25 protein-coding genes, 1 tRNA gene and 2 pseudogenes are annotated in these 26,521 nt (G+C 61.8%); 10 read left to right on the top strand and 18 right to left on the bottom strand.

The genetic code is table 11. The features are described 5' to 3' along the window. Nucleotides 1-52: 52 nt before the first annotated feature. The 6 genes from HHL24_RS02710 to HHL24_RS02690 form a co-directional block, all read right to left on the bottom strand. Nucleotides 53-982 carry an SH3 domain-containing protein gene (locus HHL24_RS02710; RefSeq protein WP_169483856.1) on the bottom strand — a complete coding sequence of 310 codons (930 nt, stop codon included), beginning with the start codon at nucleotides 980-982 and terminating at the stop codon, nucleotides 53-55. Between the two features lie 268 nt (nucleotides 983-1,250). Beyond that, complete coding sequence (locus HHL24_RS44750; protein ID WP_329606582.1) at nucleotides 1,251-1,379, bottom strand: hypothetical protein; 129 nt, start codon at nucleotides 1,377-1,379, stop codon at nucleotides 1,251-1,253. A gap of 500 nt (nucleotides 1,380-1,879) precedes the next feature. Further along, nucleotides 1,880-2,428 carry a nucleoside deaminase gene (locus HHL24_RS02705; RefSeq protein WP_169483855.1) on the bottom strand — a complete coding sequence of 183 codons (549 nt, stop codon included), beginning with the start codon at nucleotides 2,426-2,428 and terminating at the stop codon, nucleotides 1,880-1,882. 50 nt (nucleotides 2,429-2,478) lie between these two features. Beyond that, the gene (locus HHL24_RS02700; RefSeq protein ID WP_169483854.1) at nucleotides 2,479-3,618 is read right to left on the bottom strand and encodes a BMP family ABC transporter substrate-binding protein; all 1,140 of its coding nucleotides are present in this window, start codon (nucleotides 3,616-3,618) and stop codon (nucleotides 2,479-2,481) included. 282 nt (nucleotides 3,619-3,900) lie between these two features. Next, entirely contained in the window at nucleotides 3,901-4,209 is a 309-nt protein-coding gene (locus HHL24_RS02695; RefSeq protein WP_169483853.1) for a winged helix-turn-helix domain-containing protein, read from the bottom strand. Nucleotides 4,210-4,258: 49 nt separating this feature from the next. Then, nucleotides 4,259-5,695, bottom strand: a complete 1,437-nt coding sequence (locus HHL24_RS02690; protein ID WP_169483852.1) for an aminotransferase-like domain-containing protein — start codon at nucleotides 5,693-5,695, stop codon at nucleotides 4,259-4,261. Nucleotides 5,696-5,865: 170 nt separating this feature from the next. On the opposite strand from HHL24_RS02690, the gene HHL24_RS02685 reads away from it, so the two are divergent. Further along, nucleotides 5,866-8,184, top strand: a complete 2,319-nt coding sequence (locus HHL24_RS02685; protein ID WP_169483851.1) for an FdhF/YdeP family oxidoreductase — start codon at nucleotides 5,866-5,868, stop codon at nucleotides 8,182-8,184. Nucleotides 8,185-8,249: 65 nt separating this feature from the next. Here HHL24_RS02685 and HHL24_RS02680 read toward each other — a convergent pair whose 3' ends face one another. The 7 genes from HHL24_RS02680 to HHL24_RS02650 form a co-directional block, all read right to left on the bottom strand. Then, a complete protein-coding gene (locus tag HHL24_RS02680) occupies nucleotides 8,250-8,753 on the bottom strand; it encodes a M48 metallopeptidase family protein (RefSeq protein ID WP_169484085.1) in 504 nt (167 codons plus the stop codon). A gap of 83 nt (nucleotides 8,754-8,836) precedes the next feature. Then, nucleotides 8,837-9,481, bottom strand: coding sequence for a hypothetical protein (locus tag HHL24_RS02675; RefSeq protein WP_169483850.1), 645 nt, complete (start codon nucleotides 9,479-9,481; stop codon nucleotides 8,837-8,839). Between the two features lie 70 nt (nucleotides 9,482-9,551). Next, on the bottom strand, nucleotides 9,552-10,541 hold the full coding sequence (locus tag HHL24_RS02670; RefSeq protein ID WP_169483849.1) for an alpha/beta hydrolase: 990 nt from the start codon (nucleotides 10,539-10,541) through the stop codon (nucleotides 9,552-9,554). Continuing rightward, nucleotides 10,538-11,878 carry an amidohydrolase family protein gene (locus HHL24_RS02665; protein ID WP_230417319.1) on the bottom strand — a complete coding sequence of 447 codons (1,341 nt, stop codon included), beginning with the start codon at nucleotides 11,876-11,878 and terminating at the stop codon, nucleotides 10,538-10,540. Before HHL24_RS02665 ends, HHL24_RS02670 begins: the two co-directional genes overlap by 4 nt. Before the next feature lies 1 nt (nucleotide 11,879). Next, the gene (locus HHL24_RS02660) at nucleotides 11,880-13,433 is read right to left on the bottom strand and encodes an FAD-dependent monooxygenase (protein WP_329606584.1); all 1,554 of its coding nucleotides are present in this window, start codon (nucleotides 13,431-13,433) and stop codon (nucleotides 11,880-11,882) included. Between the two features lie 68 nt (nucleotides 13,434-13,501). Continuing rightward, a complete protein-coding gene (locus tag HHL24_RS02655) occupies nucleotides 13,502-14,572 on the bottom strand; it encodes a porin (protein WP_329606581.1) in 1,071 nt (356 codons plus the stop codon). A gap of 134 nt (nucleotides 14,573-14,706) precedes the next feature. Further along, nucleotides 14,707-16,053 (bottom strand): MFS transporter, encoded by a 1,347-nt coding sequence (locus HHL24_RS02650; protein ID WP_230417318.1) that lies wholly within the window; start codon nucleotides 16,051-16,053, stop codon nucleotides 14,707-14,709. 130 nt (nucleotides 16,054-16,183) lie between these two features. On the opposite strand from HHL24_RS02650, the gene HHL24_RS02645 reads away from it, so the two are divergent. After that, on the top strand, nucleotides 16,184-17,164 hold the full coding sequence (locus tag HHL24_RS02645; RefSeq protein WP_169483847.1) for a LysR family transcriptional regulator: 981 nt from the start codon (nucleotides 16,184-16,186) through the stop codon (nucleotides 17,162-17,164). A gap of 33 nt (nucleotides 17,165-17,197) precedes the next feature. On the opposite strand, the gene HHL24_RS02640 is transcribed toward HHL24_RS02645, so the two are convergent. After that, nucleotides 17,198-17,470 (bottom strand): DUF1488 family protein, encoded by a 273-nt coding sequence (locus HHL24_RS02640; RefSeq protein ID WP_169483846.1) that lies wholly within the window; start codon nucleotides 17,468-17,470, stop codon nucleotides 17,198-17,200. A gap of 294 nt (nucleotides 17,471-17,764) precedes the next feature. Then, nucleotides 17,765-17,884, bottom strand: a pseudogene (locus tag HHL24_RS43795) (DDE-type integrase/transposase/recombinase); the annotation flags it as partial. Between HHL24_RS43795 and HHL24_RS44975 the strand changes: the two are divergent. Next, on the top strand, nucleotides 17,831-17,965 hold the full coding sequence (locus HHL24_RS44975; protein ID WP_407947468.1) for a hypothetical protein: 135 nt from the start codon (nucleotides 17,831-17,833) through the stop codon (nucleotides 17,963-17,965). The pseudogene HHL24_RS43795 and the gene HHL24_RS44975 sit on opposite strands and share 54 nt — an antisense overlap. A gap of 62 nt (nucleotides 17,966-18,027) precedes the next feature. Here HHL24_RS44975 and HHL24_RS02630 read toward each other — a convergent pair. Further along, nucleotides 18,028-18,112: transfer RNA gene (locus HHL24_RS02630), tRNA-Leu, on the bottom strand. 180 nt (nucleotides 18,113-18,292) lie between these two features. On the opposite strand from HHL24_RS02630, the gene HHL24_RS02625 reads away from it, so the two are divergent. From HHL24_RS02625 to HHL24_RS02600, 6 genes are all read left to right on the top strand, one after another. Continuing rightward, entirely contained in the window at nucleotides 18,293-19,348 is a 1,056-nt protein-coding gene (locus HHL24_RS02625; RefSeq protein WP_169483845.1) for a substrate-binding domain-containing protein, read from the top strand. 66 nt (nucleotides 19,349-19,414) lie between these two features. Next, the gene (locus HHL24_RS02620; RefSeq protein WP_169483844.1) at nucleotides 19,415-20,494 is read left to right on the top strand and encodes an ABC transporter substrate-binding protein; all 1,080 of its coding nucleotides are present in this window, start codon (nucleotides 19,415-19,417) and stop codon (nucleotides 20,492-20,494) included. Next, nucleotides 20,491-21,315, top strand: a complete 825-nt coding sequence (locus HHL24_RS02615; RefSeq protein WP_169483843.1) for an ABC transporter permease — start codon at nucleotides 20,491-20,493, stop codon at nucleotides 21,313-21,315. Before HHL24_RS02620 ends, HHL24_RS02615 begins: the two co-directional genes overlap by 4 nt. Before the next feature lie 32 nt (nucleotides 21,316-21,347). After that, a complete protein-coding gene (locus HHL24_RS02610) occupies nucleotides 21,348-22,262 on the top strand; it encodes an ABC transporter permease (protein ID WP_169483842.1) in 915 nt (304 codons plus the stop codon). Next, the gene (locus tag HHL24_RS02605; protein WP_169483841.1) at nucleotides 22,259-23,305 is read left to right on the top strand and encodes an ABC transporter ATP-binding protein; all 1,047 of its coding nucleotides are present in this window, start codon (nucleotides 22,259-22,261) and stop codon (nucleotides 23,303-23,305) included. Before HHL24_RS02610 ends, HHL24_RS02605 begins: the two co-directional genes overlap by 4 nt. Before the next feature lie 45 nt (nucleotides 23,306-23,350). Continuing rightward, complete coding sequence (locus HHL24_RS02600) at nucleotides 23,351-24,178, top strand: phosphodiesterase (RefSeq protein WP_169483840.1); 828 nt, start codon at nucleotides 23,351-23,353, stop codon at nucleotides 24,176-24,178. Nucleotides 24,179-24,196: 18 nt separating this feature from the next. On the opposite strand, the gene HHL24_RS02595 is transcribed toward HHL24_RS02600, so the two are convergent. Next, the gene (locus tag HHL24_RS02595) at nucleotides 24,197-24,682 is read right to left on the bottom strand and encodes a DUF2569 domain-containing protein (RefSeq protein ID WP_169484080.1); all 486 of its coding nucleotides are present in this window, start codon (nucleotides 24,680-24,682) and stop codon (nucleotides 24,197-24,199) included. A gap of 176 nt (nucleotides 24,683-24,858) precedes the next feature. Between HHL24_RS02595 and HHL24_RS02590 the strand changes: the two genes are divergently transcribed. Then, complete coding sequence (locus HHL24_RS02590) at nucleotides 24,859-26,058, top strand: MFS transporter (protein ID WP_169483839.1); 1,200 nt, start codon at nucleotides 24,859-24,861, stop codon at nucleotides 26,056-26,058. A 239-nt stretch (nucleotides 26,059-26,297) separates the two neighbouring features. On the opposite strand, the pseudogene HHL24_RS43560 reads toward HHL24_RS02590, so the two are convergent. Then, nucleotides 26,298-26,521 (bottom strand): annotated as a pseudogene (locus HHL24_RS43560) (IS3 family transposase); the annotation flags it as partial.

The following is a 26,521-nucleotide window of genomic DNA, read 5'->3' as shown; positions in this document are numbered from 1 at the left end:
CAGGCTCACACGAGTCGAGGCGACTTCCCAGCCGCCGGTACGGTTACCCCGATCAATGCTGATCCGGTGGCCGGCCGCCTCCACCTCCCTCTTTTCCTCCACCCGAGGGTCTGCCGCCGCCCTGCGGAGACCCGCCTTGAGGCCGATTATTCCCGCCGCCTTGCTGACCGCCCGGTGGACGGCCACCGGCATTACCCGGCTGCTGGCCGCCCGGTGGCCGTCCACCCGCATTACCCGGTGGCTGACCTCCCGGTGGACGCCCGCCGGCATTCCCCGACTGCTGACCGCCCGGCGGCCGGCCACCCGCATTGCCCGACTGCTGGCCGCCCGGAGGACGCCCGCCCGCATTCCCCGGTGACTGACCTCCTGGCGGCCGACCACCTGCATTACCCGGTGACTGACCTCCCGGTGGCCGTCCACCCGCATTCCCCGGCGGCGGACCACCCGGCGGCCGTCCACCCGCATTCCCTGGCGGCGGACCTCCCGGCGGCCGTCCACCCGCATTCCCCGGCGGCGGACCGCCTGGCGGACGGCCCCCTGGTGGCCGTCCGGCACCGGGTCGCGGCGGTGGCGGGGGCGGATGATGCGCCCAGCGGGATTGCTGGCCGTACCACGGCCGGCCCCGATAATAATTTCCCCAATAAGTGCCGATCGAGAACGTCACGATCGGCAGCCCGATCACCGTCCCGTAGCTCATCACCGGCACGTTGCTGCCCTGATAGGGATAGCTGAGCCGCCCCGCGTACACCCATCCGCGCAGGTTCGGAGCGGCGACGTCACACCATTGATAGCTGCTGATGCAACCCATCACGCTAACCGGGACGCCGCCCGGCAACTGCGTCACGACCGGGTAATCCGAAGCGGGCCCGGCGCGCACGTTGACCGTGCTGTTCGTATAAGCCTGCGATTGTGCGGACGCCACTGCTGGCAGCGCCAGCAAGCCGGCCGCCGCGTACATACATCGAACGAGGTGTCGTTTCATTTTTTTTCCCGTTTTTACGTCCCGCGTTTGCGTGCGTGCCGCTACGGCCCGCATGCGTGCCTACCTGAACGCACGTGTAAATGCGTCGGGCCTGGCCGTCGGCTTAAGCGGTGTGGCGGCCAAGGTTCCTCCTCATCTGCATCTGCATCTGCAATACACATGCCTGAAACCACCCGGCAAATGCTTACGGGCTTGCCCTACCCGTTCCAGTGCGCCCCCTTGCGAAGCCAATTTTTGTCACCGCACTGATGCTCTCGCATCTGCCCGCTCACGCTACCAGCTTCGACTGCAACAGGGGACGCTCGCTCACCGAACGGATGATCTGCAACGACCCTGCGCTTTCGAAGCTCGATGACACGCCGGGACAACTGTACTGGAAAGCGTGGCGGCGGGTCATCAACGGCCGCGCCTTCCTCACCGACAGTGACAGCAAGTGGGCGAGGGAAGCGAATTGCCGCGATCGGCGTGTCGAGGACGTGGGATGCGATGCGGCGTGTCGGGGACGTGGTATGCGACGCGGATCGGGGAACTGCAACGGCTGATCGAAAGTGTGCGAACGGGAACCTTGACGGGCCCGATGTGCCGGCCGAACCGGGCACTCAGCGCAAGGCAGTGATGCCCGCGCGACAACAACCCGAAACCGCGATGCTTCGATACACCGCGGCGAATCCCGGGATCGTCGTGAATGACCAGCGTTCCATTGTGATCAATGGAGAACACCGGCCGGTGGAAATATCAGCCACTCGGCGGCGACTGTTTTTGCGGACTGGCGATGCTCGTGCCGGCTCGGCACAGTGAGATTGGCCTGTTAGTGTCTGCCTGCGGTATTGGACCTTACGTTTTAATTCTTTGCCCACCGCAGGTAAACAGACTTCGGCGAAGCGTAGGCAAGAAACCCTACCTGCCGCTCCAGAACCTCCGCTGAACATCCATCACCTCGCCCTCCACGTCGACCACCGGGCCAATCACTTCGACGGGCTTCTGGCAATGATCGAACACATACCGGCAATCCACGCTCATGGTTGGATTCTCGGAATGATCCCCGGTTGCCTCCAGCAACCTCTTCTCGGTCATACCAAACACGACGCGGCCGATATTGGCCCAATACATCGTGCCGGCGCACATGCAGCAAGGCTCGACCGACGTGTACAACGTACAACTCCACAAGTACTCCGGCGTGAAGTTCAACGCCGCCACGCGAGCCAGCACCGACTCGGCGTGATTCACCGTGTCGACGTTGCCCTGCTCCATCAACACGGTCTCCTGGTCCGGGCCGACCAGCACCGCGCCGAACGGATGATGCCCCAGCAGCGTCGCCCGCTCGGCCACCCGGCTCGAATGCCGCAGATGCCGCACGATCTGCTCGTGAGTCGGCGTTAAACCCTGCGGCGGATAGGTCGCCGCCACTCCTGCGGCACCGGCATCGTTCGGAACGGTCAGACTCACGGGCGATCTCCTTTAATCTTTAATAATATTTAGGCAAACCAGGCAATTTCTTACTTCGGCAACGAACCGTCCACGCCCTGCACGAACCAGTTCAAACGCAGCAGTTCAGCATCGCTCAACGACTTGCCCGCAGCGACTTTCACCACGCCGGACTGATCCGCGATCGGGCCGGCAAACGGATTGAACTTGCCGGCGATGATGTCGTCACGCTTCTGGCTCAACGCTTTTTGCGCCGTCGGCGACACCGCGTCCGTATTGATGTCGGCCAGGTCGATCGCCTTCTCTTTCAAACCCCACCACACCGGCGAGTTGTTCCACGTGCCCGACATGACCTGCTCCACCAGATGCGAGTAGTACACGCCCCAGTTGCTCACGCATGCGCCCAGCTGCGCGTTCGGTCCGAACTTTTTCATGTCGGAGTCCCAGCCGAATGCGTGCACTTTCTTCTGTTCGGCGGTCTGCATCGTCGCCGTCGAATCGGTGTTCTGGATCAGCACGTCGGCGCCTTGGCCGATCAACGTCTCGGCGGCCTGCTTTTCGCGGCCCGGGTCGAACCAGCTGTTGATCCACACAACCTTCACGCGCGCATTCGGGTTGACCGAGCGCGCACCCATCGTGAACGCGTTGATGTTGCGCACCACCTCCGGCACCGGCACCGAACCGACAAAGCCGAGCGTGTTGGACTTGGTCGTATAACCGGCGACCAGCCCGGCCAGGTAGGCGCTCTGGTAGGTGCGCACGTCATAGGTGGCGAAGTTGGCGGCCTTCTTGTAGCCGGTCGCATGTTCGAACACGGCGTCCGGGAAATCCTTGGCGACCTTCAACTCGAAATCCTGGAAGCCGAAGCTCGAGCCAACCACGATCTTGTTGCCCTTGGACGCCAGATCGCGAAACACGCGCTCCGAATCCGCCGACTCCGGCACGTTCTCGACGCGCGTCACTTTGATCTTGTCGCCGAATTTCGCCTCGACCTCTTTCACGCCCTGCTCATGCGCATAGGTCCAACCGGCGTCACCCGGATTGCCGAGGTATACGAAGGCGATGCCGAGCGGCTGCGCGGTTGCAGCTGCTGCCGCCCCGGCACTGAACGCGAGGGACGCGCCGAACGCTGCCGCAAGAACAGTGCGAACGGTCCGGACGGTTTTGATGCGCAATGAGTGATGCAGCACTCGCGCCAGCTTTGTTTTCATGAATTCTCCGAAGATGGTTTCCAGGGGCCTGCCACAGCGCTCGGGATCGTCCCGGGCAAGGCTCCAGCATAGGGGGTCATATTCGAAGGCCAATTTCAGCGGAAAATTATTATTCGTTATCTCGCCCATAACGGGATCTGTATTTTGGTACGCCATCGTCGATGGCGGCATGAGCCAGCTACAAGGCAGGGTGCAGAAGAATCGCTGCGAGCGCACGGAGGGCCCGTAACGCTCGCACGCTGAGGGCACATCCGTCGCCCTCGCGCCGAATTCATTTGCAACTCAGTGAACCTGTGGCGGCGGGTCTGCCTGGTCATCGTCAGGCGGACCGCCCTCACCGAACAGCTCCGCACACAAGCCTTGGCCGATCTCGCTCAAGCGCGCCGTCCCCGTGCCTTCCTCGTTGAAGGTGGTGTCCACCAACCCACCGTCGACCAGCGCCGTCAACTGCCGCCGCAAACCGCTCATCGGCACGTCCGCCTGCTTGGAAAGCTTGGCGAGCGACCACGCGCCGCCTGGCGTTTCCTGATACGCGCGCCACAACTGCGTCAGTATGGCGACCAGCACCGGATCGAGTTCGTCGTCTTCCATCGTGAATGTCTCCTCGCTTTTCTCATGCCCTACCATGCCCCACCAGGCCCTATCGAGCCATCTGCGCTACCAGTTCACCCAGCGTCTTCAATGCCGCCTCGGTCTGCGCCGTCCACGGATAGCTGTAGTTGAGCCGGATGAAGTGGCGAAAATCATTGCGCATCGAAAACATCATGCCGGGCCCGATCGTGATGCTGCGCGCGAGCGCCGCCTGATAGAGCCGCATCGAATCGACACGTTCGGGCAATTCCACCCACAGCACGTACCCGCCTTGCGGCGTCGACATGTGTGTGCCCGCCGGAAAAAACCGCTGGACCATCGCCATCATGATGCTCGCCTGCTGCCGGTAGACCTTGCGCACGTGCCGCAGATGCCGGTCGTAGCCGTCCTGCCGGAGGTAATCGGCGACGGCGACTTGCGGCACCGAAGGCGTCGTCAGCGTGTTGAGAAACTTCAGCTTCTCGACCTGCGCGCGATAGCGCCCCGGCATTGCCCAACCGATCCGGTACGACGCGGTCAGACTCTTCGAAAACGACGCGCAATGCAGCACCAGCCCCTTGGTATCGAAGTTCTTCAAGGTCGACGGCCGCGACTCGCCGAAGTACAGCTCCTGATAGACATCGTTCTCAATGGCCGGAATCTCGTGCGCGGCGAGCAGTTCAACCAGTTGCTGCTTGCGCGCGTCCGGCATCTGGAAACCGAGCGGATTCTGGAAGTTCGGCATCACCATGCACGCGGCGATCTTCTGCCGGGCGATGACCTGGGCCAACGCCTCGATATCGATGCCATGGACCGGATGCGTCGTCACTTCGATTGCGCGCATGCCGAGCCGCTCGATGGCGTGCAGCATCGCGTAGTAGGTCGGCGATTCGACGGCAACCGTATCGCCCGGCTTGGCGACCGCCTGCAAGCTGAGGTTGATCGCCTCCGTCGCGCCAAGCGTGATGATGATTTCATCCGGATCGACCGGCACGCCGTTCTCGGCATAACGCCGCGCGATCTGGCGGATCAGTTCGGGATTGCCGGGCGGCAAGTCGTCGATCAGATTCCAGCTCGCATGGCGCCGGGCGATCGCATTCGCGTACTGGTTGATGCGCCGCCACGGGAACAGCGACGGATCGGGATACGGCGAGCCGAGCGGCACAGCGTCGTGCGCGCGGATGCTGCGCAGGGTCGACAGCACGAGGCGGCTCACGTCGACTGCGGCAGCCACCGGTGGCGTTTGGGCTGCCGGCTGGCGGCTCAGACGCGGCTCATCGAGCGCTGCCGCCGTCGCCACCGCGTCGCGCACGAAATAGCCCGACTGCGGCCGGGTCTCGACAATCCCCCTGCTTTCCAGCAACGCGTACGCGTGCAGCACGGTCTTGATGCTGACGCCGTGCTGCTGGCTCGCCTGCCGCACCGACGGAATCCGCTCGCCCGCCGCGAAGACGCCGCGGCGCACGGCTTCGGTCATTTCATCAGCGAGTTTTTCGTACAGTTTCAAGGACCTGGCTCAAACAAACGCGTGGGTGAGAACGCCAGTCTATGACAAATATCGAGCAACTGTATCCCTCCGCTTTCCGTTTTTCTGTATGCTGCGCCGTTTTTGGAACACAGTAGGCTTCTATGCATCGGCATAAAAGCCTCGTCCAAGCCTCACCCGGCGGCAAGATCATGAAGAAACCCGAAGCTCGCATCGAACCGTATACGCACCCCGCCGCTGGCTGGGGCGCGCTCAAATACGTCGCCATCAACCTGATCAAGGAAAAGGTGACGGGCGGCGACTACCGCATGCTGTTCAAACAGAACCAGCCGGACGGCTTCGACTGCCCGGGTTGCGCATGGCCGGATCGCGAGCATGCGTCGACCTTTGAGTTCTGCGAAAACGGCGTCAAGGCCGTGGCCGCCGAGGCGACCAGCAAGCGCGTGACGCCGGCTTTTTTCGAGGAGCACACAGTCGAAGAACTGATGGCGCAGTCGGATTTCGAGTTGGAACAACACGGCCGTCTGACCGACCCGCTCGTCTACGACGCGATGCGCGACCGTTATGTGCCGATCGGCTGGGACGAAGCCTTCGACCTGATCGCCGATCACCTGAAGCGCCTCGACAATCCCGACCGTGCCGCCTTCTACACGTCGGGCCGCGCCAGCAACGAAGCCGCATTCCTGTACCAGTTGTTCGTGCGCATGTACGGCACCAACAACTTCCCCGACTGCTCGAACATGTGCCACGAAGCGACCAGCCGTGGCTTGCCGCACACGGTCGGCATCGGCAAGGGCACGGTCACGCTCGACGACTTCGAACACGCCGATACGCTCCTGATCTTCGGCCAGAATCCGGCGACCAACCATCCGCGTATGCTCGGCGAGCTGCGCGAATGTGCGAAGCGCGGCGCGACCATTGTGTCGATCAATCCGCTGAAGGAACGAGGCCTCGAGCGCTTTGCAAGCCCGCAACATCCGGTAGAGATGATCACGATGGGCAGCACGAAGATCAGCTCCGTGTTCATCCGGCCGAAGGTTGGCGGCGATTTCGCGCTGATCAAGGGCGTCGCCAAACGCGTGATCGAACTCGACGACGAAGCCTTGGCCTCAGGCCTCGAACGTGTGCTCGACGTCGCGTTCATCGCCGAACACACCGTCGGCTTCGATACGTTCGCCGACGATTTGCGTGCGGAAAGCTGGGACACCATCGTCGCCGAATCGGGCGTGCCGTTTGAAGACGTGCTGAAGCTCGCTGACATCTACGTGAAGGGCCGCGCGGTGATATCGACGTGGGGTATGGGCCTCACGCAGCACAAGAACTCCGTGCCGACGGTGCAAATTCTGTCAAACCTGATGATGATGCGCGGCAATATCGGCCGCCGCGGCGCGGGTTTGTGCCCGGTGCGCGGGCACTCGAATGTGCAGGGCGACCGTACGGTCGGCATCGAAGAAAGGCCGACTCAAGCGTTCCTGGACCGGCTCGGCGAAGTCTACGATTTCGAGCCGCCGCGCGAGCATGGCCTCGACGTCGTCAACACGATTCAGGCGATGCTCGACGGCAAGGTGAAGGTGTTCATCGGCCTCGGCGGCAACTTCTCGATCGCGACGCCGGACACGCCGCGCACATGGGAAGCAATGCGCTCGTGCGACCTGACCGTGCACATCACGACCAAGCTGAACCGCAGCCACCTCGTGCACGGCCGCGATGCGCTCATTCTGCCGACGCTGGGGCGCACCGAAATCGATCTGCAAAATGGTGTGGCGCAAGGCGTGAGCGTCGAGGATTCGATGAGCATGGTGCACATCTCGTACGGCATGAATAAGCCAGCCTCGGGGAATCTGTTGTCGGAGATTGCAATCGTTGCGCGCATGGCGCACGCCATGCTCGGCAGTGGCAAGGTCGACTGGCTTGCTCAGGCGGCCGACTATGCGTTGATTCGCGACGGCATCGCGCAGGTGATCGAAGGCTTCCAGGACTACAACGAGCGCCTGAAGAAGCCAGGCGGTTTTCATCTGGGCGTGGCGTCACGCGAGCGGATCTGGAAAACGCCAAGCGGCAAAGCGCAATTCCTGGTGCATGCGATTGACGTCGACACGCCGATTCATCAAGCGCGCGCAGAGCACGGCGAGCGTCTGATGACCTTGATGACGACGCGTTCACACGACCAGTACAACACGACGATCTACGGCCTCGACGACCGCTATCGCGGCGTGTATGGGCAGCGGCGCGTGCTGTTCGCCAACAAGGACGATCTGGCGATGCTCGGTTTCGTTGCGGGCCAGCGCGTGGATATCACGAGCGTGTGGGCAGATGGGATCGAGCGTCATGCGGCCGGCTTCTTGCTGGTGGAGTACGACATTCCACGTGGGTGTCTCGGCGCTTACTACCCGGAGACGAATCCGCTGGTGCCGCTGTCTTCGGTGGCCGATGGCGCAGGGACGCCGACTTCGAAGTCGATTCCGGTGTTGTTGACGGCGTCGGCGGTGGTTGAAGCGGTTGCTGCTTGATGTAGTGCCGCTCCGGGTGGCGGGTAGTGGGCGCCGCCCGAAGCTCTGCACCTGAAGCTTGACGCTCAGGTCTGTTTTTTCGTCAGATCGCGGTGCGTGAGATACAAGCGCAGATCGAATTCGATCTGGTGGTAACCCGGTTGCATGAACTCGCAGAGGCGATAGAACGCCTTGTTATGGTCGCTTTCTTTCAGATGAGCAAGTTCATGCACGACGATCATTTTCAGGAATTCCGGCGCGGCGTCCCTGAATAGCGACGCGATGCGAATTTCTTTTTTTGCCTTCAGCTTGCCGCCCTGCACGCGCGAGATGCTCGTGTGAAGACCGAGAGCATGGCGCACGACGTCGAGCTTGCTGTCGTAGGTGACTTTGTCGATTTGCGCACCGTTGCGAAGATGCTCGCGCTTGAGCTCCGCGCAGTATTCGTATAGCGCCCGATCTGTTTGCACTTTGTGCGTGCCGGGGTACCGCGCGGTGAGGTAGTGGCCGAGTTGGTCATCCACTATCAGCTTTTTGACTTTTTCCTGTAGCGCGGGCGGATAGCCTGTCAGGTATTTCAGGTGTTGCATGATGGTGTTTTGGCGAATGGCGACGGCACGGGTGCATGCGTCGCGGCAGAGACGGTGGGGCGCGGACTTTCGTTGAGCCGAATTCAACTGAGATTGGCTTCGCAATCCGTCCAGAACCGCAGCGGATCCCTGTGAAGCGGATACTGCTTGTCGAGCCACGCCGACAGTCGGGTCCAATCGGGGTGGTTGGTCCCGGTCTGAGCAGACCATGTCGACGACCGCTCAAGAATCTGTCCGTTCTCACGATCACGGACAACCAGACTGCCGAGACCGCTCGAACTGTTCTCCTGCGATTCGACCCGATACCGTGGCAGAAGCCTCACTTCAGCATCCCCTGCCCAGCCGTATACGGCGCGGACCACGCCGGTCGCGTCCTTTAACTCCACTGCTCCGCTTGTCGGCCGAACGGCCGTCCAGCCTTCGGGAAATTCCGCGACGACCTCATTGCCGCTTTCCCGGACCCATTTCATGCGCCATGCCCGCTCCATCGCGTCGCGCACGTGCGACACTGACTTATAACCCGGAGGCAACTCAATCGCTGCGGGCAGGGTAACGAGGTTATCTTTCCAAAGCGACGCCTCGTCACGTTCCCGTCGATCGGTTGTTCTGGATACTTTTTCTCCGAACGGGTTATCAGGCCGGCTAGCGAGATGGGCGCCGCTTTGCTGCAGGTCGGGGAAAAGACCGTCTGCATCCCGACGCGTCAGTTTTGGTTTTCCGTTTTTCATGGGTCGCTCCGCTGAAAGGCACTCTCAAGAACGACCAATTTACATTAATCGTGAGCTTGGGGTATCTCTTTCACTGGCCGACGGGCAACGCATGTTGCTCAAGCCAAGCTGCAAAGTCGTGGCAAATCTCGTCGTTCGCGCGGCGCGCCGCTGCTGACGCGTCGAAGAATGCAAAGAATGGATGGAACATATCTTCGAACCGGTGCAACTGCACGGGAACGCCAGCCGCGGCAAGACGTTCCGCATAGGCAAGTCCTTCCTCACACAGCGGGTCCTGCCCGGCAACGGCGATCACCGCGGGTGGCAACCCAGTGAAATCCGCGGCGTGCAAGGGCGACGGCGGAAACATCCCCGCCCGCGCCGGGTTCAACCCCATGTAAAGCCGCGAGATATCGCGCAGATCCGAAGGCGACAGCATCGGGAAGTCGCTCCGTTTCGCTTCGATCCGCAAGGTGTCCCGAGCCAGGTCGACTCCAGGCACCACGAGCAGTTGTGCCGCGAGCCGTTGTCCCCGGTCGCGCAGCGTCAGGGCGGCCGAAGCAGCGAGGTTGCCGCCGGCGCTCTCCCCCGCCACCGCAACGCGCGACGCATCGCCCCCCAGGGCCGTGACGTTGCGAATGGCCCATAACGTGGCCGTCAGCGCGTCGTCATGGGCGGCAGGAAACGGATGCTCCGGCGCCAGCCGGTACTCGACTGATACAACGACCGCGCTCATGTCTCGACACAGCTTGCGTGCAATGTCGTCCATCAATTCGACGCTGCCGAGCACGAATCCCCCGCCGTGGAAGAACACGACCGTCGCCAGCCCAGGTTGCGCATCTTGCGGACGATAGACGCGCACCGGCACGTGGGCACGGTCGAACTCAGCGAGTGCATCTTCAACCGTGCCGACGATGGGCAGCGGAAAGCGTTCGCGCGCCGCCATGATGGCGCGCCGCATCCGCTCGCGAGCTTGCTCAGGCGTGCCGGAAAACGGCGGCGGGGCGTTAGCGGCTCGCATGGCTGACACAATAGCGGCCAACTCAGGATCGAGCGGCACAGGCATGGTGGTATGTCTCATTGCAATCCGAGAATGTACTGCTGGGAGGCAACCGCGCGTTGCCGTAGCGCGTCGAGGTCGACATCCAGCATGTGGCCGTGCCGCTTCACCGCCCGTCCCGCGACGAAAACCGTGTCCACATTGCCCGGATGGGCGGCCAGCACAACGGCGCCCACTGCGTCGGAAACCGGCGTGAGATTGAGGTCGTCGCCGCGAATCATGATGATGTCGGCCTGTTTGCCTGGCGTGAGCGAACCGACTTTGTGAGCAAGGCCGTTCGCGCGTGCGCCCGCGACCGTGGCGAATTCGAGGACGTCGCGCATCGACAGCGTGGCCGGTGCGTTCGCCACGTTCGAGTGGTTGCCGCCCATCCACGAACGGTAATAGGCGAACGCGTGCCGCATCTGCGTGAACATGTCGCCCGAGCATTTCGTTTCGGTGTCGCCGCTCAGACTGGGCCGGATGCCAACTGCCAACAGTCGATCGAGCGGAATGTCGCCGATGCCTTGCGCATTCAATTCGCAATGCACGCCGAGCGAGGCGCTGACCCCAGCATCGGCCATCATCGCAATCTCGTCCGCACCGCAAAAACAGCAATGCACGAACGTCAGGTCGTCGCTCAATACGCCGGCGTCGTGCATCTGTGCAATGGCCCTCACGGACGCGTTGCGTGCGTAGGCGCCCATATGGATGGTCGAGCGGATGTCGAGTTCGCGAGCGAGTCGCAGATCATCAAGCCAGACGTCGCGACGCGCCATTTCGGGGCCGCGCGCCGCCATCGCCAGCGTGAGCAGTTGATCGTCTGACGAAAAGAATCGTTCGCGCAGGCGCCGGATGTCATCGGGATGGCCGCGCTGGCTGTCGAACATCCACGAAGCACCGTCGACCAACGGCCAGCCGTGAGCAAACACGCCGCGAATGTTTGCGTCGCGCAAGCCCAGAATAGCCGCATCCGCATGCTCGGGCGTGTTCTGCACATGCGACCAGTCGAGCATCGTGGTGATACCGCCGTCCAGCGCGGAAACGGCGCCGAGCATCGTGCCGATGTAGACATCCTCAGGCCGGAACGCAGCGCCTTTGGCGCCCAGCATCTCGGCGAAGTAAATCTGCGGATCGATATCCGCATAGCGATGGCGCACGCAGGTTTGCCATGTATGGCGATGCGTATCGACAAATCCAGGCAGCACGATCATGCCGCGCGCGTCGACATGCACGGCATCGGGCGCGTCGATATGAGGCTCGACGGCAATGATGTCCGTCCCCTCGATGAGAATGTCGCCTTTACGCAGGTCGCCGATTGCCGGGTCCATACTCAGGATCCAGCCACCTGTCAGCAGAATTCGTTGCTCATTCATCATGTCACCGCTTCAGCCATTTGCCGATTTGCGCTTCGGCTTCGGCGGCACACCCCACCTCTGTGCTGGCCCACGCCACGTAACCATCCGGGCGCACCAGCAGTGCCTTCACGCCGTCCATCGACGCGGGACTCTGTGCGGCGCGTGCCTGCAACACCGTGACCGGCAACCCGGACACATCGAGTGTTTCGAACTGGCGGCTGAATCCCTCGAGATCGAGCAACACGAAGTGCCGGCTTCGCAACGTCTGCGTCACCGCGACAGAACGTCCGTCAAGCAACACGAGATCGAAGTCGGGACACCGCAGGCCCGTTAGCGGATGGCAATCTGCGTCGCGCGGATAAGGCGCTTCCAGACCGCATAATTCCAGCACCAGCTTGCGTTGCACATCAGGCAGCGGAACAATGTGCTCCTGCATGCGACGCTTGAGGGCCACCGCCTCCGGATCGAAATTGAACTGAAGCACGCACTGCGCCTTCACGCTATCGAGGAGCGCATGCATGACGGGAAGACGTTCCGTGTCGTAAGTGTCGAGCGTGGTCACATCCGCCACACCGTTGATTACGTTCGCGAGTTTCCAGCCGAGATTGAAAGCGTCCTGCAGACAGAAATTCATGCCCACACCGCTTGCCGGGTAATGAATACGCGCGGATTCGCCAACCAGGAACGTACGTCCCTGACGCAAGCTCGGCACCGCACGCATCTGGTCATCGAACCGCGATGCCCAGCGATACTTCTCGATGCCGTAATCGGTACCATGCACATCACGAATGCACTGCAACGCTTCCTCGAGCGTAACGGGCTCGTCTTTCGGCGCATGGCGGCGGTCACGGTGAACGATATTGAAGCGGGTAATCCCTTCGCCAAAGGTGTAGCCGCGCACCCAGCCCATTTCGTTGTCGACATTGATCCGGCCGCCGGGCCACGGCGCCTTCAATTCGGCATCGAGCACGATGCCGCGGAACGTACCGGAGCGGCCTTCGAACGGCAGGCCGACTTTCGAACGGACGGTGCTGCGGCCGCCGTCGGCACCGATCAGATACTGCGCGCGCAGCGTCGAGATGACACCGGAGGCGTCGGCCACATCGGCCACGTCGACCTCGACACCGTCGGCATGCTGGCGGACGTCCCGCACTTCAGCGCCTCGCTGCACATTCACGCCACTTTCCACCGCCCAGTCCCACAGAACTTCTTCGGTCAGGTTCTGTGGCAATCCCAACGTGAAACCAAAGCGCGTTTCCAGATACTTCCATTCGATCGGATGGAAGCCTGCCCAGATGTGGGACGGACGGAACGGGTAATCGGCGATCTTGCGTGTTTTCTCGATGAACCTGTCCGCGATACCTCGCGCGTGGAACAACTCCAGCACGCGCGGTAGGATCGTCCCGGCGCGTGACTGGACACCCTCAGTACGCCGCTCCAGCACCAGCGTCTTGACGCCCGCTCCCGCCAGTTCCGCGGCAACAGTAAGGCCCGACGGACCGCCGCCGACCACAATGACATCCCACTGCATCGTATTTCTCCATCTACTTTGTGGATAGGGACCCTGTACCGCGATCCCGTCACTCCGAACGCGACCAAACCGTTATGACCAGGACGCCATACCGGCTAAGACAGCCGCCTTACTTAAAAAAGATGCGTCATCCCGACTTCAAGCTCCAGTTGTCGGGACGTTGACGCTGGCGCCTGATTACGAAGCACCGCCAGTTGTCCACTACCGGCTAGTTGCAGCACGCTAAGCACGTAGAGGCTCGTGCGCTTCGAAAGCGCGTAGTCGAGATGCGCGTGAAGCTGGTTCCATTTGTAGGTATCCAGCTTCGTGTATGAATAGCCGCCGCCGATGCGCGTTTGCGTCGTGATGTACTTGTAGCCGCCGACATCGATGGTCTGCGCCGTTTCCGATTGGCCGGCGGCTGTCAGGTGCGTATAGCTGTAGTTGCCCATGACACGCACCGTGTCGCCGGCGTAGGCCACGCCGAGCGTTGTCGTGTTCTGGTTCTGGCTAACGGTCCGCGAGGGATTGGCGGCGAAATTGATGCCATACAACTCGCTCACGCCTAGCCGGGTGTACGGCGCATACGGGACGCCATCTACTGATTCCCAAACGAGCACGGACTGGAACGGGCCGCTTGTGAAGCTGGCCTCGGCGCCAACCGTGCGACCGGTGTTGGTCGTTGAACCCTGCTGTCCGAATCCATACTGAGCGCCAAACTGGAGCGCGCCGCCGAACACAGGCGACTTGTACTTGATCAGGTTGTTGAGCGAGTTGCCGACAGTCCGGTCCAGATTGCCAGGATGGGTCGCCAGAAAAGAGGTGAAACGTTCAGACGTGAAGGGAACGAGATCGGCAAGAAGGTCGTACATGGACCCCAGCGTGACCGTACCCACCCGGTTGGATTTCAGACCAAGGTAGCTTTCGAAAGGCGAACTCGTGCCATTGTTAATAAAAGCATATTGGCTAAGGCGAAAGAACGCGGATGAATCCGTGTCCAGTTCCTCCCTGCCCGATATTGCCCAGAACGGCACCGCATGGGTCCCCGTCATCTGATACAGGCTACTGCCCTTGCCAGCGTTGTTGCTGTACGCAATGCCCGTGCCGAGCAAACCGGAAAGGGTCACGCTCGACTGGGCGCAAGCACTGCCTGAAATAGCCATATACATCGTTATACTAATCAATAATTTTATTTTCACTTCCACGTCTCCTCACATCCTCTATAAGCCCGATTCAGATACGACCGCTATCGCTGCGATTCGCGACTCGAACCGGGATCAAACCAATCGCTCTTTAGCGACGGCATCTTCCACACTTCATTTGACCGAAGGTTCAGTTTTCACCGAGCGTCGCCGATTTGAACTCTCAACGCCACAGGATCGATGACTCGATCCCGACGAAGAAAGTTGCGGTAAAGCACCACCGCAGCCCAGAGCGCGACGGCGCCCGCCACGGCGAATACCGAAGCCATCGCACGAGGCAACGCATCGGGGCCTCCGCCAAATACATGCTGGCTGACCAGTGCGATCAACGTGGGCGAGCCGCCTTGTCCGATCAGCCCGTTCAGCACGAGGACGATCGCCATGACGGCGCCGACTATCGATGCAGGCGCGGTTTTCGCAACCACCGTCGATGTGACGGCCATAAATGTCCATGAGAACAGCACCACCGTGGCATCGACCATCCAGAACGCAGTCACCGATCCGATCAGGCACATCACGACTGTCAGCGTCGTCACAGCAATGGTCACGAGCATGCCGACAAGCGCAACGCCCGCCAGGCTCCTGCCCCCTTTCCGGTCCATCGCCATACCGGCGAGCCACAAACCGAGCGGCCCCATCGTCAGTAACAGGCCGCCCTGCATCAGGCCGATGTCCCGCAGACCGAGATGAAAGCGGCGTGCGGTCATGGTTGGCATCCAGCTTCCAAGACCGAAGGTAATCATCGCGTGCGAGACAGCGAACAGGATCAGCGGCAGAAATATGGCCCGATTGATGACGAGATAGCGGCCGACACCCGCCAGACTGCGGCTCGCATTCGAGGACGCGTCTTGTTGCCGCCCCGGCTCCTTCGCAAGAAAAATGAGCAGACTCATGGGCAGCCCGACGACGCCGATCAGAAACAACGTGACCTGCCACGGCGAGACCGTCCCGATGAAGGGAATCGAGCGGATACCCGCGGACTGGACTGCACCTAGCAACGGGCCGCCCAGTACGAGCGACAATCCGGTTCCGAGCATCAGCGACATCGTGTACACCGACAACGCGCGCGCTCGACGTTGTTCGTCGACCCCGTCGCGAATCAACGAGTAGGAAGAAGGCGGAATCAATGCCTCCGCACCGCCCACGATGATGCGCGCCACGAGAAGCGCCGCGAACCCCGATGCGACTGCGTTGGACGCCACGGCAAACGACCAGATCGCGACGCCCACGGCAATGACAACGCGCCGGTTGAATCGATCCGCCAACCAGCCAGACGGCAGCCCGACCACAATGTTGGCAACGGCAAATGCCGCGCCGATAAGCAGGCTGATCTGGACGTCGCTCGCGCCGAAGTCCCGTTGAATCGGCCCCACCATCAGCACGAGGATGTTCTTGTCGATCTGAGCCAGCATGCTCACGACGGTGAGGCAGGCAACCAGCCCCCACTGCCGCAGAATCGACTTGCGGTTACGACGGTCCTCCATATTCTCTGTCTCCGAAGGTTTTGTGCGCGCCACAGAGGGCCGCTATTTGCAGCAAGTATAGATTTCAGGAGACATTTACAAAATTTATTGTTTAAATGCAGAGCATTGATTCCGTAAAGGTCAGACGAAGATGCGCTTCAATAAACTGGACCTCAACCAGCTGGTCGTGCTCGATGCGATCCTGTCCACTCGCAGCGTCGGCCGCGCGGCCGAACAACTGTTTCTCAGCCAGCCCGCAACGAGTTGCTCCCTCGCCCGCCTGCGCGAATACTTCGAAGATGAGCTTCTGGTGCCCGTGGGAAAGACTCAGGTTCTGACGCCACTTGCGACTGAACTGGTCAAGCCGGTCAGGGAAGTTCTGCTGCAAATCCAGACGATCACGCGGGCCCGACCCACGTTCGATCCGGCGACTTCGACACGACGCTTCACGATAGAGTCGTCCGACTACGTGATCAGCGTGTTTCTTTCCGAAGTCGTGAGAAAGGCGGCAACGCTCGCGCCATTGATGCAATTCGACTTGAGAGCGATCAGCCCACAGTCGCCGGAACATCTTGAGAGAGGCGAAGTGGAGTTGCTGATCGCACCGGTATTCAACACGGTTGCGGGGCATCCAGCTGAGATATTGTTTGAAGACACGTTTTCGTGCCTGGTCTGCGCGGACCATCCGGTGAAAGGCCGCACGATCACCGCCGATCAGTACTTTGAACTAGCGCATGTGGGTGTCGAATGGGGAGGCGGCAGGCGGGTGACCTACGATGCACGGATGATTTCCGCAGGCGAACGCGCTCGCCGGCAGGACGTGATTTCGCCGACCTTCACACTTGTCCCGGAACTCCTCCTCGGCACATCGAGAATCGCCACGCTTCCGACACGCTTAGCCTTGCAGATGGCACAGCGATTTCCTCTGCGAATCCTGCAATGTCCGGTCGAAATTCCTGCGTTTGCGGAGAAGGTTCAGTGGCACAAATATCAGGAACGCGACCCCGCGATCTCATGGTTGCGCACCCTGCTGAGGGAGACGGCACAGGGTTTGCCAGCGGTTGAACTGGCTAGCGCCGCGGAAAAGAAGACTTCAGGCAAACTATCGCGCCGGCGGAGTGCAGCGCGATAGCTTGAGCGTTCCGCCCTCGCGCAAGCCGATTGTCTAGCGTTTTGTCATGAAGTCATTGCCGGTGAGCCGAACGGGCTGGTCCGGGCGCGCCAGCATTTTCCTTTCCGCGACCGCGACAATCCGATTTCGACCGTCGGCGAACGTCCTGAGCATGCGGCTAGTATCGGCACCCACTGGCAGCCAGAAATGCACTTCAAGTGCCTCGCGCGTAATTGCACACTCGGCGCCGCCAATCCGGCCGGGCAACCGGAAAGCGATTTCGCTTCCGTCTGACGACACGCCTGCGGCGAAATCAACAACGTCCATCACACACCTCGTGGATTCATCTGAGAACTATTGCTGTCCCTCGCCTCTAAATTTACCAGAATACGGATGACGGCAGACTGCGACTGCCAACACAGACTGCGAATTTGGGCGCGCGCACGTGGGCACCCCTCAATCTATTTGGCTGCGCCGCGTCGCGTCGCTAGCCGATAGGAATCTATGACACTGCGCGTCAGTCCCGACCGAGTTTCGATTAATTGCTCTCGCCTTCGATGCGAGTCACGCCGCCCACAGCAATAGGGTCGCTCGCGGGAAAAGTTTCTTCGAGCGCCTCATCAAGAGAAGCATTCGACAAAAAGTTTTGAACCCCAGCATGGGCCGCATTCGTCGCTTGATCGCCCGATGGTCCTGCTCGATCAGGTTGTTGAGATATTTGAACTGGCGGATCTTGATGGGCGTTCCGCCGTTAGCCTTGATGGCTTCGCGGTGCCGCAGGCTCAGCGTGCGGCAGAACCCGCTGCGCGCCTTACCTTATAAGGCTTCGAGCCGCAAAGCACGCGATTGCCTGACTTTCGGGGAGAGTAATGCGGATGGTGGACTGGTGCCGGGGACCGGACTCGAACCGGCAAGCTGTGAAGCGGCGGATTTTAAGTCCGCTATGTTTACCAATTTCATCACCCCGGCAGGGGTAGAACCGCGTGTGGACGCGAATTCTACCATTGCCCGGCGAGCGCGCCAAACCGGGGCAATCCAGCCGCTGTCCATCCCCACCCCGCCCGCCAAGGACAAAATTGAAGTCATCCGGAAGTCATAAACCTTCCCGATAATCCGCTCACGAAAACGTTTACAACCTGAGCGGAAACCATGATCCCAACGATCAAAGACGTCGCCGCCCACGCGGGCTTCTCCATCGCCACGGTCTCGCGCGCGATCAACGCGCCGCACACCGTAAACCCGGTCACGCTCGACAAAGTGCGTCACTCCATCGACGCCCTTAACTTCCGCCCCAGCCCGCTAGGCCGACAGCTGCGCGGCGAGCGCACGCGCCTCATCGGCGTGATCCTGCCGACCCTCGCCAACCCCGTGTTCGCCGAATCCCTGCAAGGCATCGACGAGCTCGCCGCGGCGCAAGGCTACCGGCTCATGCTGATGACCACCCAGTACGATGCCGACCGCGAGCGCCACGCCATCGAAACGCTGCGCGAACATCGCGTGGAAGGCCTGATCCTGACCGTCGCCGATGCCGATACCCACCCGCTGCTTGACGAGCTCGACCGCGCCGGCCTGCTCTACGTGCTAATGCATAACGACACCGTGCGGCGTCCGTCGGTCTCGGTCGACAACCGCCTCGCCGCCTTCGACGGCGTACGCATGCTGATCGCGCAGGGCCATCGCCGCATCCTGATGCTCGCAGGCACGCTGGCCGCCTCGGACCGCGCGCGCCAGCGGCACCTCGGCTACGCGCAGGCGATGCAGCAGGCCGGCCTCATCCCTGCGCCCGCGCTCGAAGTCGATTTCAACGCCGACGAACTGTCGCCGTCCGTGCTCGCTCATCTGACCAGCGGCCCGAACCGGCCCACCGCCCTTTTCTGCAGTAACGACCTGCTCGCGATGGTCGTGATGCGCGGCCTGCGCCGTGCGCGTCTGCAGATTCCGCGCGACATGTCGATTCTCGGCTTCGACGGACTCGCGATGGGCGAATTGCTGTCGCCGCCGTTGGCAAGCGTCTGCGCGCCGAATCGCGAGATCGGCTGCGCGGCCTGGCGGCGTTTGCTGGCCCGCGTAACCGGTACTTACGAAACATCAGGGGAAACGTCGCTCACGTTGACGTTGCCGCACAGCTTGCGCGAAGGCGCCACCATCGCGGCGATTTCGAACCACGACGAAACTTCGGCGGCTGCCGAGAGGCCGTTTGCATAGTCGCTTGCGTAGTCATCCAATTCGAATCCCGAACCACCCGCTCCCTTCCTCTCCAGGAGATCCGCAGTGATCCGTTCTTCAACACGCTTTGCTTCATCGATCAAGCCGCTCTGGCGCCGCCTCGGCCGCACCACGGCCACCGCGCTGTCGACCGGCATGATCGTCACCGCCGCGCTCGCAGCCGTCGCGCCGCAAGCGGCCCATGCCGACGAAACCGCAATCTGCTACAACTGCCCGCCCGAGTGGGCCGACTGGGCGAGTCAGATCAAGGCAATCCAGCAAAAGACCGGCATCCGCGTACCGTTCGACAACAAGAACTCCGGTCAATCGATAGCGCAACTGATGGCCGAGCAGAAGAGCCCGGTCGCCGACGTGGTGTATCTCGGCGTATCGTCGGCGTTCCAGGCGAAAGACAAAGGCGTGATCCAGCCGTACAAGCCCGCGCACTGGGACGACATTCCGGCGAACATGAAGGACCCGCAAGGCTACTGGTTCACGATCCACTCGGGCACGCTGGGCTTTTTCGTCAACAAGGACGCGCTTGAAGGCAAGCCGGTCCCGCGTTCGTGGGCCGACCTTCTGAAGCCCGAGTACAAAGGCATGATCGGCTACCTCGATCCGTCGAGCGCGTTTGTCGGCTATGCAGGCGCGGTCGCGGTGAATCAGGCGCTCGGCGGCACACTCGATAACTTCGAGCCGGGCCTCGACTGGTTCCGCAAGCTGAAGGCCAACGCGCCGATCGTGCCGAAGCAAACCGCTTATGCGCGCGTGATGTCCGGCGAAATCCCGATCCTGCTCGACTACGACTTCGACGCCTACCGCGCGAAGTACAAGGATCACGCCAACGTCGAATTCGTGATTCCGAAGGAAGGCACGATCTCGGTGCCATATGTGATGAGTCTCGTGAAGGGCGCGCCGCATGAAGCGAACGGCAAGAAGGTGCTCGATTTCGTGCTGTCGGACGAAGGCCAGAAATTGTGGGCCGAAGCCTATCTGCGTCCGGTGCGCGCGAATGCAATGAGCCCTGAAACCGCCGCCAAATTTCTGCCCGCAAGCGACTATGCCCGCGCCAAGCCGGTCGACTTCGGCAAAATGGCCGAGAAACAGTCGAGTTTCGGTGAGCGTTATCTGCAGGTGATGCATTGAACGACGTCACGTTCCCGCTGCGCTGGCGCATCGCGTTGATTGCGCCGGCGCTGGCGGTTTTCATCGCTTTCTGGCTGCTGCCGATGGGTGCGCTCGCGCAAATCAGCGGCGACGGCCACGCGTTCGCGACCTATCGCGCGATGCTAACGAATCCGCGCTACATGTCGAGCCTTGGCGCGACCGTGGTGTTATCCGCAGCGGTCACGGCGGCGACGCTGGTGCTCTCGGTGATCGCCGGCCTGCTGCTGGCGCGTCGTGAGTTTCCACTCAAGCGTACGCTGCTCGCGTTGCTGACGTTTCCGTTGGCATTCCCAGGCGTCGTTGTCGGTTTCATGGTGATCATGCTGGCAGGACGCCAGGGTTTGATCGGTGCGTTGTCGTTGAAACTCACCGGCGACCGTTGGGTGTTCGCTTACTCGATGAGCGGCCTCTTTCTCGGCTACCTGTACTTCTCGATTCCCCGCGTGATCGTCACCGTGATGGCATCGGCAACCAAGCTCGATGCCTCGCTCGAAGAAGCCGCACGTTCGCTCGGCGCATCGCCATGGCGTATCACGCGCGACATCGTGTTGCCCGCGTTGTCGCCGGGCTTGATCGCGGCAGGCGCGGTATGTTTCGCGACCGCGATGGGCGCCTTCGGCACCGCCTTCACACTGGCCACCGACATCGACGTGTTGCCGATGACCATCTACACCGAGTTCACGCTGAACGCGAACATGGTGACGGCGGCGGGCCTCTCGATCGTGCTCGGCATCGTTACATGGGCCGTGCTGGCGTTCGCTCGCAGTGTGAGCGGCTCGGCTGTCGCGGCAAGCGCGTGAGCGGTGTGTCCAAACCCGATGACAAGACTTCGATGAATTCCATCAGTTCTCCCCTTCAGCCGACTGCAAAGCGGCGCGCGCGGCGGCTCAGGCTACCCACGTCACGCACCTGGCTGGCAGCAGGTCAGTGGTTCGTTACGCTGCTGCTGTGCGCGTTTCTGATCGTGCCGATCGTGATGTCGATCATGGCCGGCCTCACAGTCAACTATTTCAAAGGCGTATCGAGCGGACTCACGCTGCGCTGGCTCAGCGAAGTGTGGACGCAGTATCACGGCTCGGTATTTCTCTCGCTCGAAGTGGCCGCGGCGACCTTGCTGATCACGCTGCTGACTGGCGTGCCCGCCGGCTACGTGCTTGCGCGCAGCAAAACGCGACTCTCCCGCATCATCGAAGAGTTTCTGGTGCTGCCGATCGCCCTGCCCGGCCTCGCTTCGGCGCTGGCGCTGCTGGTGGTCTACGGCGGCTTCACGATGTTTCGCATGAGCGTCGCGTTTATCGTCGTCGGACACGTGGTTTTCACGCTGCCGTTCATGGTGCGCGCGGTCGCTGCAGTGTGCGCGAGCAGCGATCTGCGCACGCTCGAAGAAGGCGCGGCGAGCCTCGGCGCGAGCTTCTTTCAACGCTTCATAACGATCGTGCTGCCGAATGCGCGGCCAGGGATCGTCGCCGGTGCGCTGGCAGTACTGACGCTCTCGATCGGCGAATTCAACCTGACGTGGATGCTGCACACGCCCGACACCAAGACGCTGCCGGTCGGTCTCGCCGACACCTATGCGTCGTTACGCATCGAAATCGGCAGCGCCTACACGATTCTGTTTTTCATCATGACGATGCCGCTGCTCGTCGCGATGCAATGGCTCGGCGTCGATGCGACCGGCCAGCGCAACGCGGGGAAAAAGCGCATCGCTGCCTCCCGTTCGAAGCCTACACCGACGCCCACGCCATGAAACTCGACTCCGTTCCCATCACGCTCACGCAATGCGCGAAAACGTTTCGCGGCACGCGCGTGCTCGACCCGCTCGATCTGCACATCGGCGCCGGTGAGACACTGGTGCTGCTCGGCCCGTCCGGTTGCGGCAAGACCACCACGCTGCGCATGATCGCAGGTCTCGAAACACCCGACGCCGGCGGCTCCATCGCTTTCGGCGATGAAGACGTCACCGCGTTGCCAATCGAAAAACGCCAGGTCGGCATGGTGTTTCAGAACTATGCGCTGTTTCCGAACCTGACCGTGCGCGGCAACATCGCCTACGGACTGAAGATCAAACGGGTGCCGGCTGAAACCGCACGGCAACGCGTCGACGAATTGCTCACGATGATGCGTCTCACTGCCCACGCGGACAAACCGATCGATCAGCTTTCGGGTGGCCAGCGTCAGCGCGTTGCTTTGGCGCGCGCGCTCGCCGTGCAACCTCGCGTACTACTGCTCGACGAACCGCTCACCGCACTCGACGCGCGTTTGCGCGACACCTTACGCAGCGAGATGAATACGCTGCTGCGCGAGTTGGGCATCACGACCGTCTACGTGACCCACGATCAGGCCGAAGCGATGGAACTCGGCGACCGCATCGTCGTGATGAGCGCCGGGCGCATCGAGCAGATCGGTTCGCCGCGCGACATTTACTACCGTCCAGCGAATCGCACGGTCGCGCAATTCGTCGGCACGATCAACCGACTGGCGGGCGAGCGGCGCGATGGCCTGCTAACGACGACCGGCGGCGCCGTACCGCTGCCCTCAGGCCCCGCGCACACAAGCACAGCTCACGAATTTTTCTTTCGTCCCGAAGACGCGTACCTCGCCGATCCCGCCAACGCCCAATTGCACGGCAATATCGAAGGCACGGCGTTTCTCGGCGAACGCACCCGGCTGACGATTGGCGGCGCCGCACCGGATGCTTTGCTGATCGACGTCGCGGGCCGGGTAGAACTCGCGCGCGGCACGCCGGTCGGGATTTCAATCGCGCAGGACGCGCTGATTGCGCTATCGTAATGACGCTGCGCTGTGCTTTTAGCGCGCCATATAAAGGAATTCCCCATGCTGCTGGCTCAAATTAGCGACCTGCATATCAAACGGCCCGGCGCGCTGGCTTACCGCCGCGTCGACACCAGTGCCTATCTCGCGCGCACTGTCGCCGCGCTCAATGCGCTGGAGCCGCGCCCCGACGCTGTGGTCATGACTGGCGACCTCGTCGATCAGGGCGATCCGGAGCAGTACGAGCACCTCAAAACTCTGCTCGCGCCGCTCAACATTCCCTACTTCCTGATGGTGGGCAATCACGACGAACGCGCTGCGTTGCGCGCGGCGTTTCCCGATCGCGCAGAATTGCACAGTGGTGGCGAGTTCGTGCAATACGCGGTTGATGTCGGACCGCTGCGGATGATCGCGCTCGATTCGATGGTGCCAGGCGAAAGCGCCGGCAATCTGTGCGACGCACGGCTCGCGTGGCTCGAGGCACAACTCGATGCGGCACAAGGCAAGCCGACGGTGGTCGCGCTGCACCATCCGCCGTTCGTTTGCGGCATCGGTCATATGGATGAATTGCGCCTTGACCCCGCAGCCGCCGACAGGCTCGCCGCATTGATCGCGCGTTATCCGAACGTCGAACGGGTGATTTGCGGGCATGTGCATCGGCCGATGTTCGTGCGTTTTGCCGGCACGATTGCGTCGGCGGTGCCGGCGCCCGCGCATCAGGTCGGGCTCGATCTGCGCGAGGATGCGCCCTCCGCGTTCGTGATGGAACCGCCCGCGTATGCGCTGCATCGCTACGACCCGGCGACGGGCATCGTCACGCATCACGCGTATGTCGATACAGCGGATGGGCCGTATCCGTTTTACGAACCTGAAGGCGACTTGATCGATTGACGGTGTCGCCTCGCTGGTTCAGGGAGCGACAAAAGTTTGCTGTACGCGCCGGGACAGCCTGAAATACGGTATCCCCAGCGCGGCAGCGACGACGGCCTGCACGAAGCCATCGAATGGAATGGTGATGTCGACGCCAATGGCGTGGGTCATGTGGTCGCCGAGCAGGTAGGCAACGGTTCGCATGATCACAATGGCTAATAACCACGCCTGCACCTGTACGGGAAAGCGCGCCGATTTTCGCCTTGCGAGCAGCGCAAGCCAGCCTGCGCCGGCAACGATGAACGACCCAATGATCACGTCGCAGCCGACCATCGCGATCACGGTGCGATACCAACCATGAGTTTCAGGGCGCACGAATACTGCCAGCAGCTCCCATTCGAGCATGAGTTTGAGCGGATCGCGCAATGCGACCGCAGTTGAGAACGCCCATGCGGCGAGGCAGATCAGGGCGATGAGCAGCCAGCCGCTGATTTGTCGGGGTTCGGGTTTCGAGGTTGTGTTCATGAAATCGGTCACGTGATGGATCTTATTGCGCGTGCCGATTCTACGAACGAAAACCGAACGACCATCTCATTTTGTCTGCGAGGCGTTCCGCGGCCGTCAGCACGATCCTTCCTGCTCCGGTATGATCGGCACGCTTGAGGACCGTGCATGGGCCGGTCCGTCGATGGTCTCCTCTCATGTCCACATCCGAAGCTTCTACTCCTGCTTCCGCCGACCGGTCGTTGCGCGGCTTGCTGCTTCTGCTCGCGACGATTGCCGGTGTGGCAGTCGCAAATATCTACTACAACCAGCCGCTGCTCGACAATTTGCGGCTGTCGTTTCCGAACAGCGCGTCGTGGGTCGGCGCGGTGCCGGCAGTGACGCAGCTCGGCTACGCAGCCGGGATGCTGCTGTTGGCGCCGCTCGGCGACCGCTTCGATCGCCGCCGCCTGATCCTGTTGCAGATCGCGGGCATGTGCCTCGCGCTGGTACTGGCGTCCGCGGCACCGACGCTGTCGGTGTTGATTGTCGCGAGCCTCGCGATTGGTGTGCTCGCCACGATCGCGCAGCAGGCCGTGCCGTTCGCGGCCGAACTCGCGCCCGCATCCGAACGTGGCCATGCCGTTGGCACCGTGATGAGTGGACTATTGTTGGGGATTTTGCTGGCGCGGACCGCGGCGGGGTTTGTCGCCGAGTATTTCGGCTGGCGTGCCGTGTTCGGCGCTTCGGTTGTCGCGCTGCTGGTGCTGGCGGTGGTGATCATCATGCGTCTGCCGAAGAGTAAGCCGACGTCGACGTTGCCGTACGGCAAGCTGTTGGTCTCGATGTGGCACCTGGTGGTCGAGCATCGCGCGCTGCGTGAAGCCTCATTGACCGGGGCCGCGATGTTCGCGGCGTTCAGCATTTTCTGGTCGGTGCTGGCGTTATTGCTGGCGGGCGCACCGTTTCATCTTGGGCCGCAGGCGGCTGGGTTATTCGGGATCGTCGGTGCCGCGGGGGCGATGGCCGCGCCGCTCGCGGGCAAGTTTTCCGACCGACGCGGACCGCACGCGATTATCACGGTGTCGATTGTGCTGGTGGCGATTTCGTTTGTTGTTTTCGCCTTGTCGGCGAAGAGCATTGCTGGATTGGTGATCGGCGTGATCATCCTCGATGTTGGTGTGCAGGCTGCGCAGATTTCCAATCAATCGCGGATTTATGCGTTGAAGCCGGAAGCGCGGAGTCGGGTGAATACGGTTTATATGGTGGCGTATTTTATTGGCGGTGCCGTGGGGTCGGGGGTCGGTGCTGTGGTTTGGCCGACCTTTGGGTGGATTGGGGTTAGTGTTGCTGGGGTTGGTTTTGCCGGGCTGGCGGCTTGGAATCATTTGGGGCTTCCTGCCAGGGTTAGAAGTTAGGGGTTTTTGCCTGTGCGGCGCTTACTTTCTGTTTGCATGCGGCGTTGGGTTTTTCTTGATTTGTTTGCCTGCGCGGCGCTTGTTTCGTTTGTTGGGCTGCGGCGTTGGGCTTTCCTTGATCCGGATTCTTGGCCTTTCCTTGATTTGTTAGTGGTCTACTAGCGTCGCCCCTGTGCGGGGCAGGCACTTACTTTCTTTGCCGCCGCCGGTGTGTGTCAAGGTAGTTGTCGCGTGAACCGTTACGCTGCGTGCTTATACATTCCGGCCGAGGCGTGGGTTCGCTCCGGGTTCAGATAGACCGCGTCTGTCAGGTGCCAGTTGCGGATGGCACCTGACCAGCGTGCGGGGTTCTGCAGGCGCGCGTCTTCGTACAGCGCACGCCGTCGGGCCAGAAGCTCGTCGGCTTCGCCGCGGTGCCGCTGCCCCGGACTCACATACTTCAGGCCGCTGTGGCAGTGCTCTT

The organism is Paraburkholderia polaris (genome assembly GCF_012927345.1).
Classification (GTDB): Bacteria; Pseudomonadota; Gammaproteobacteria; order Burkholderiales; family Burkholderiaceae; genus Paraburkholderia; species Paraburkholderia polaris.
This window is presented reverse-complemented; position numbering and strand designations above follow the sequence as displayed.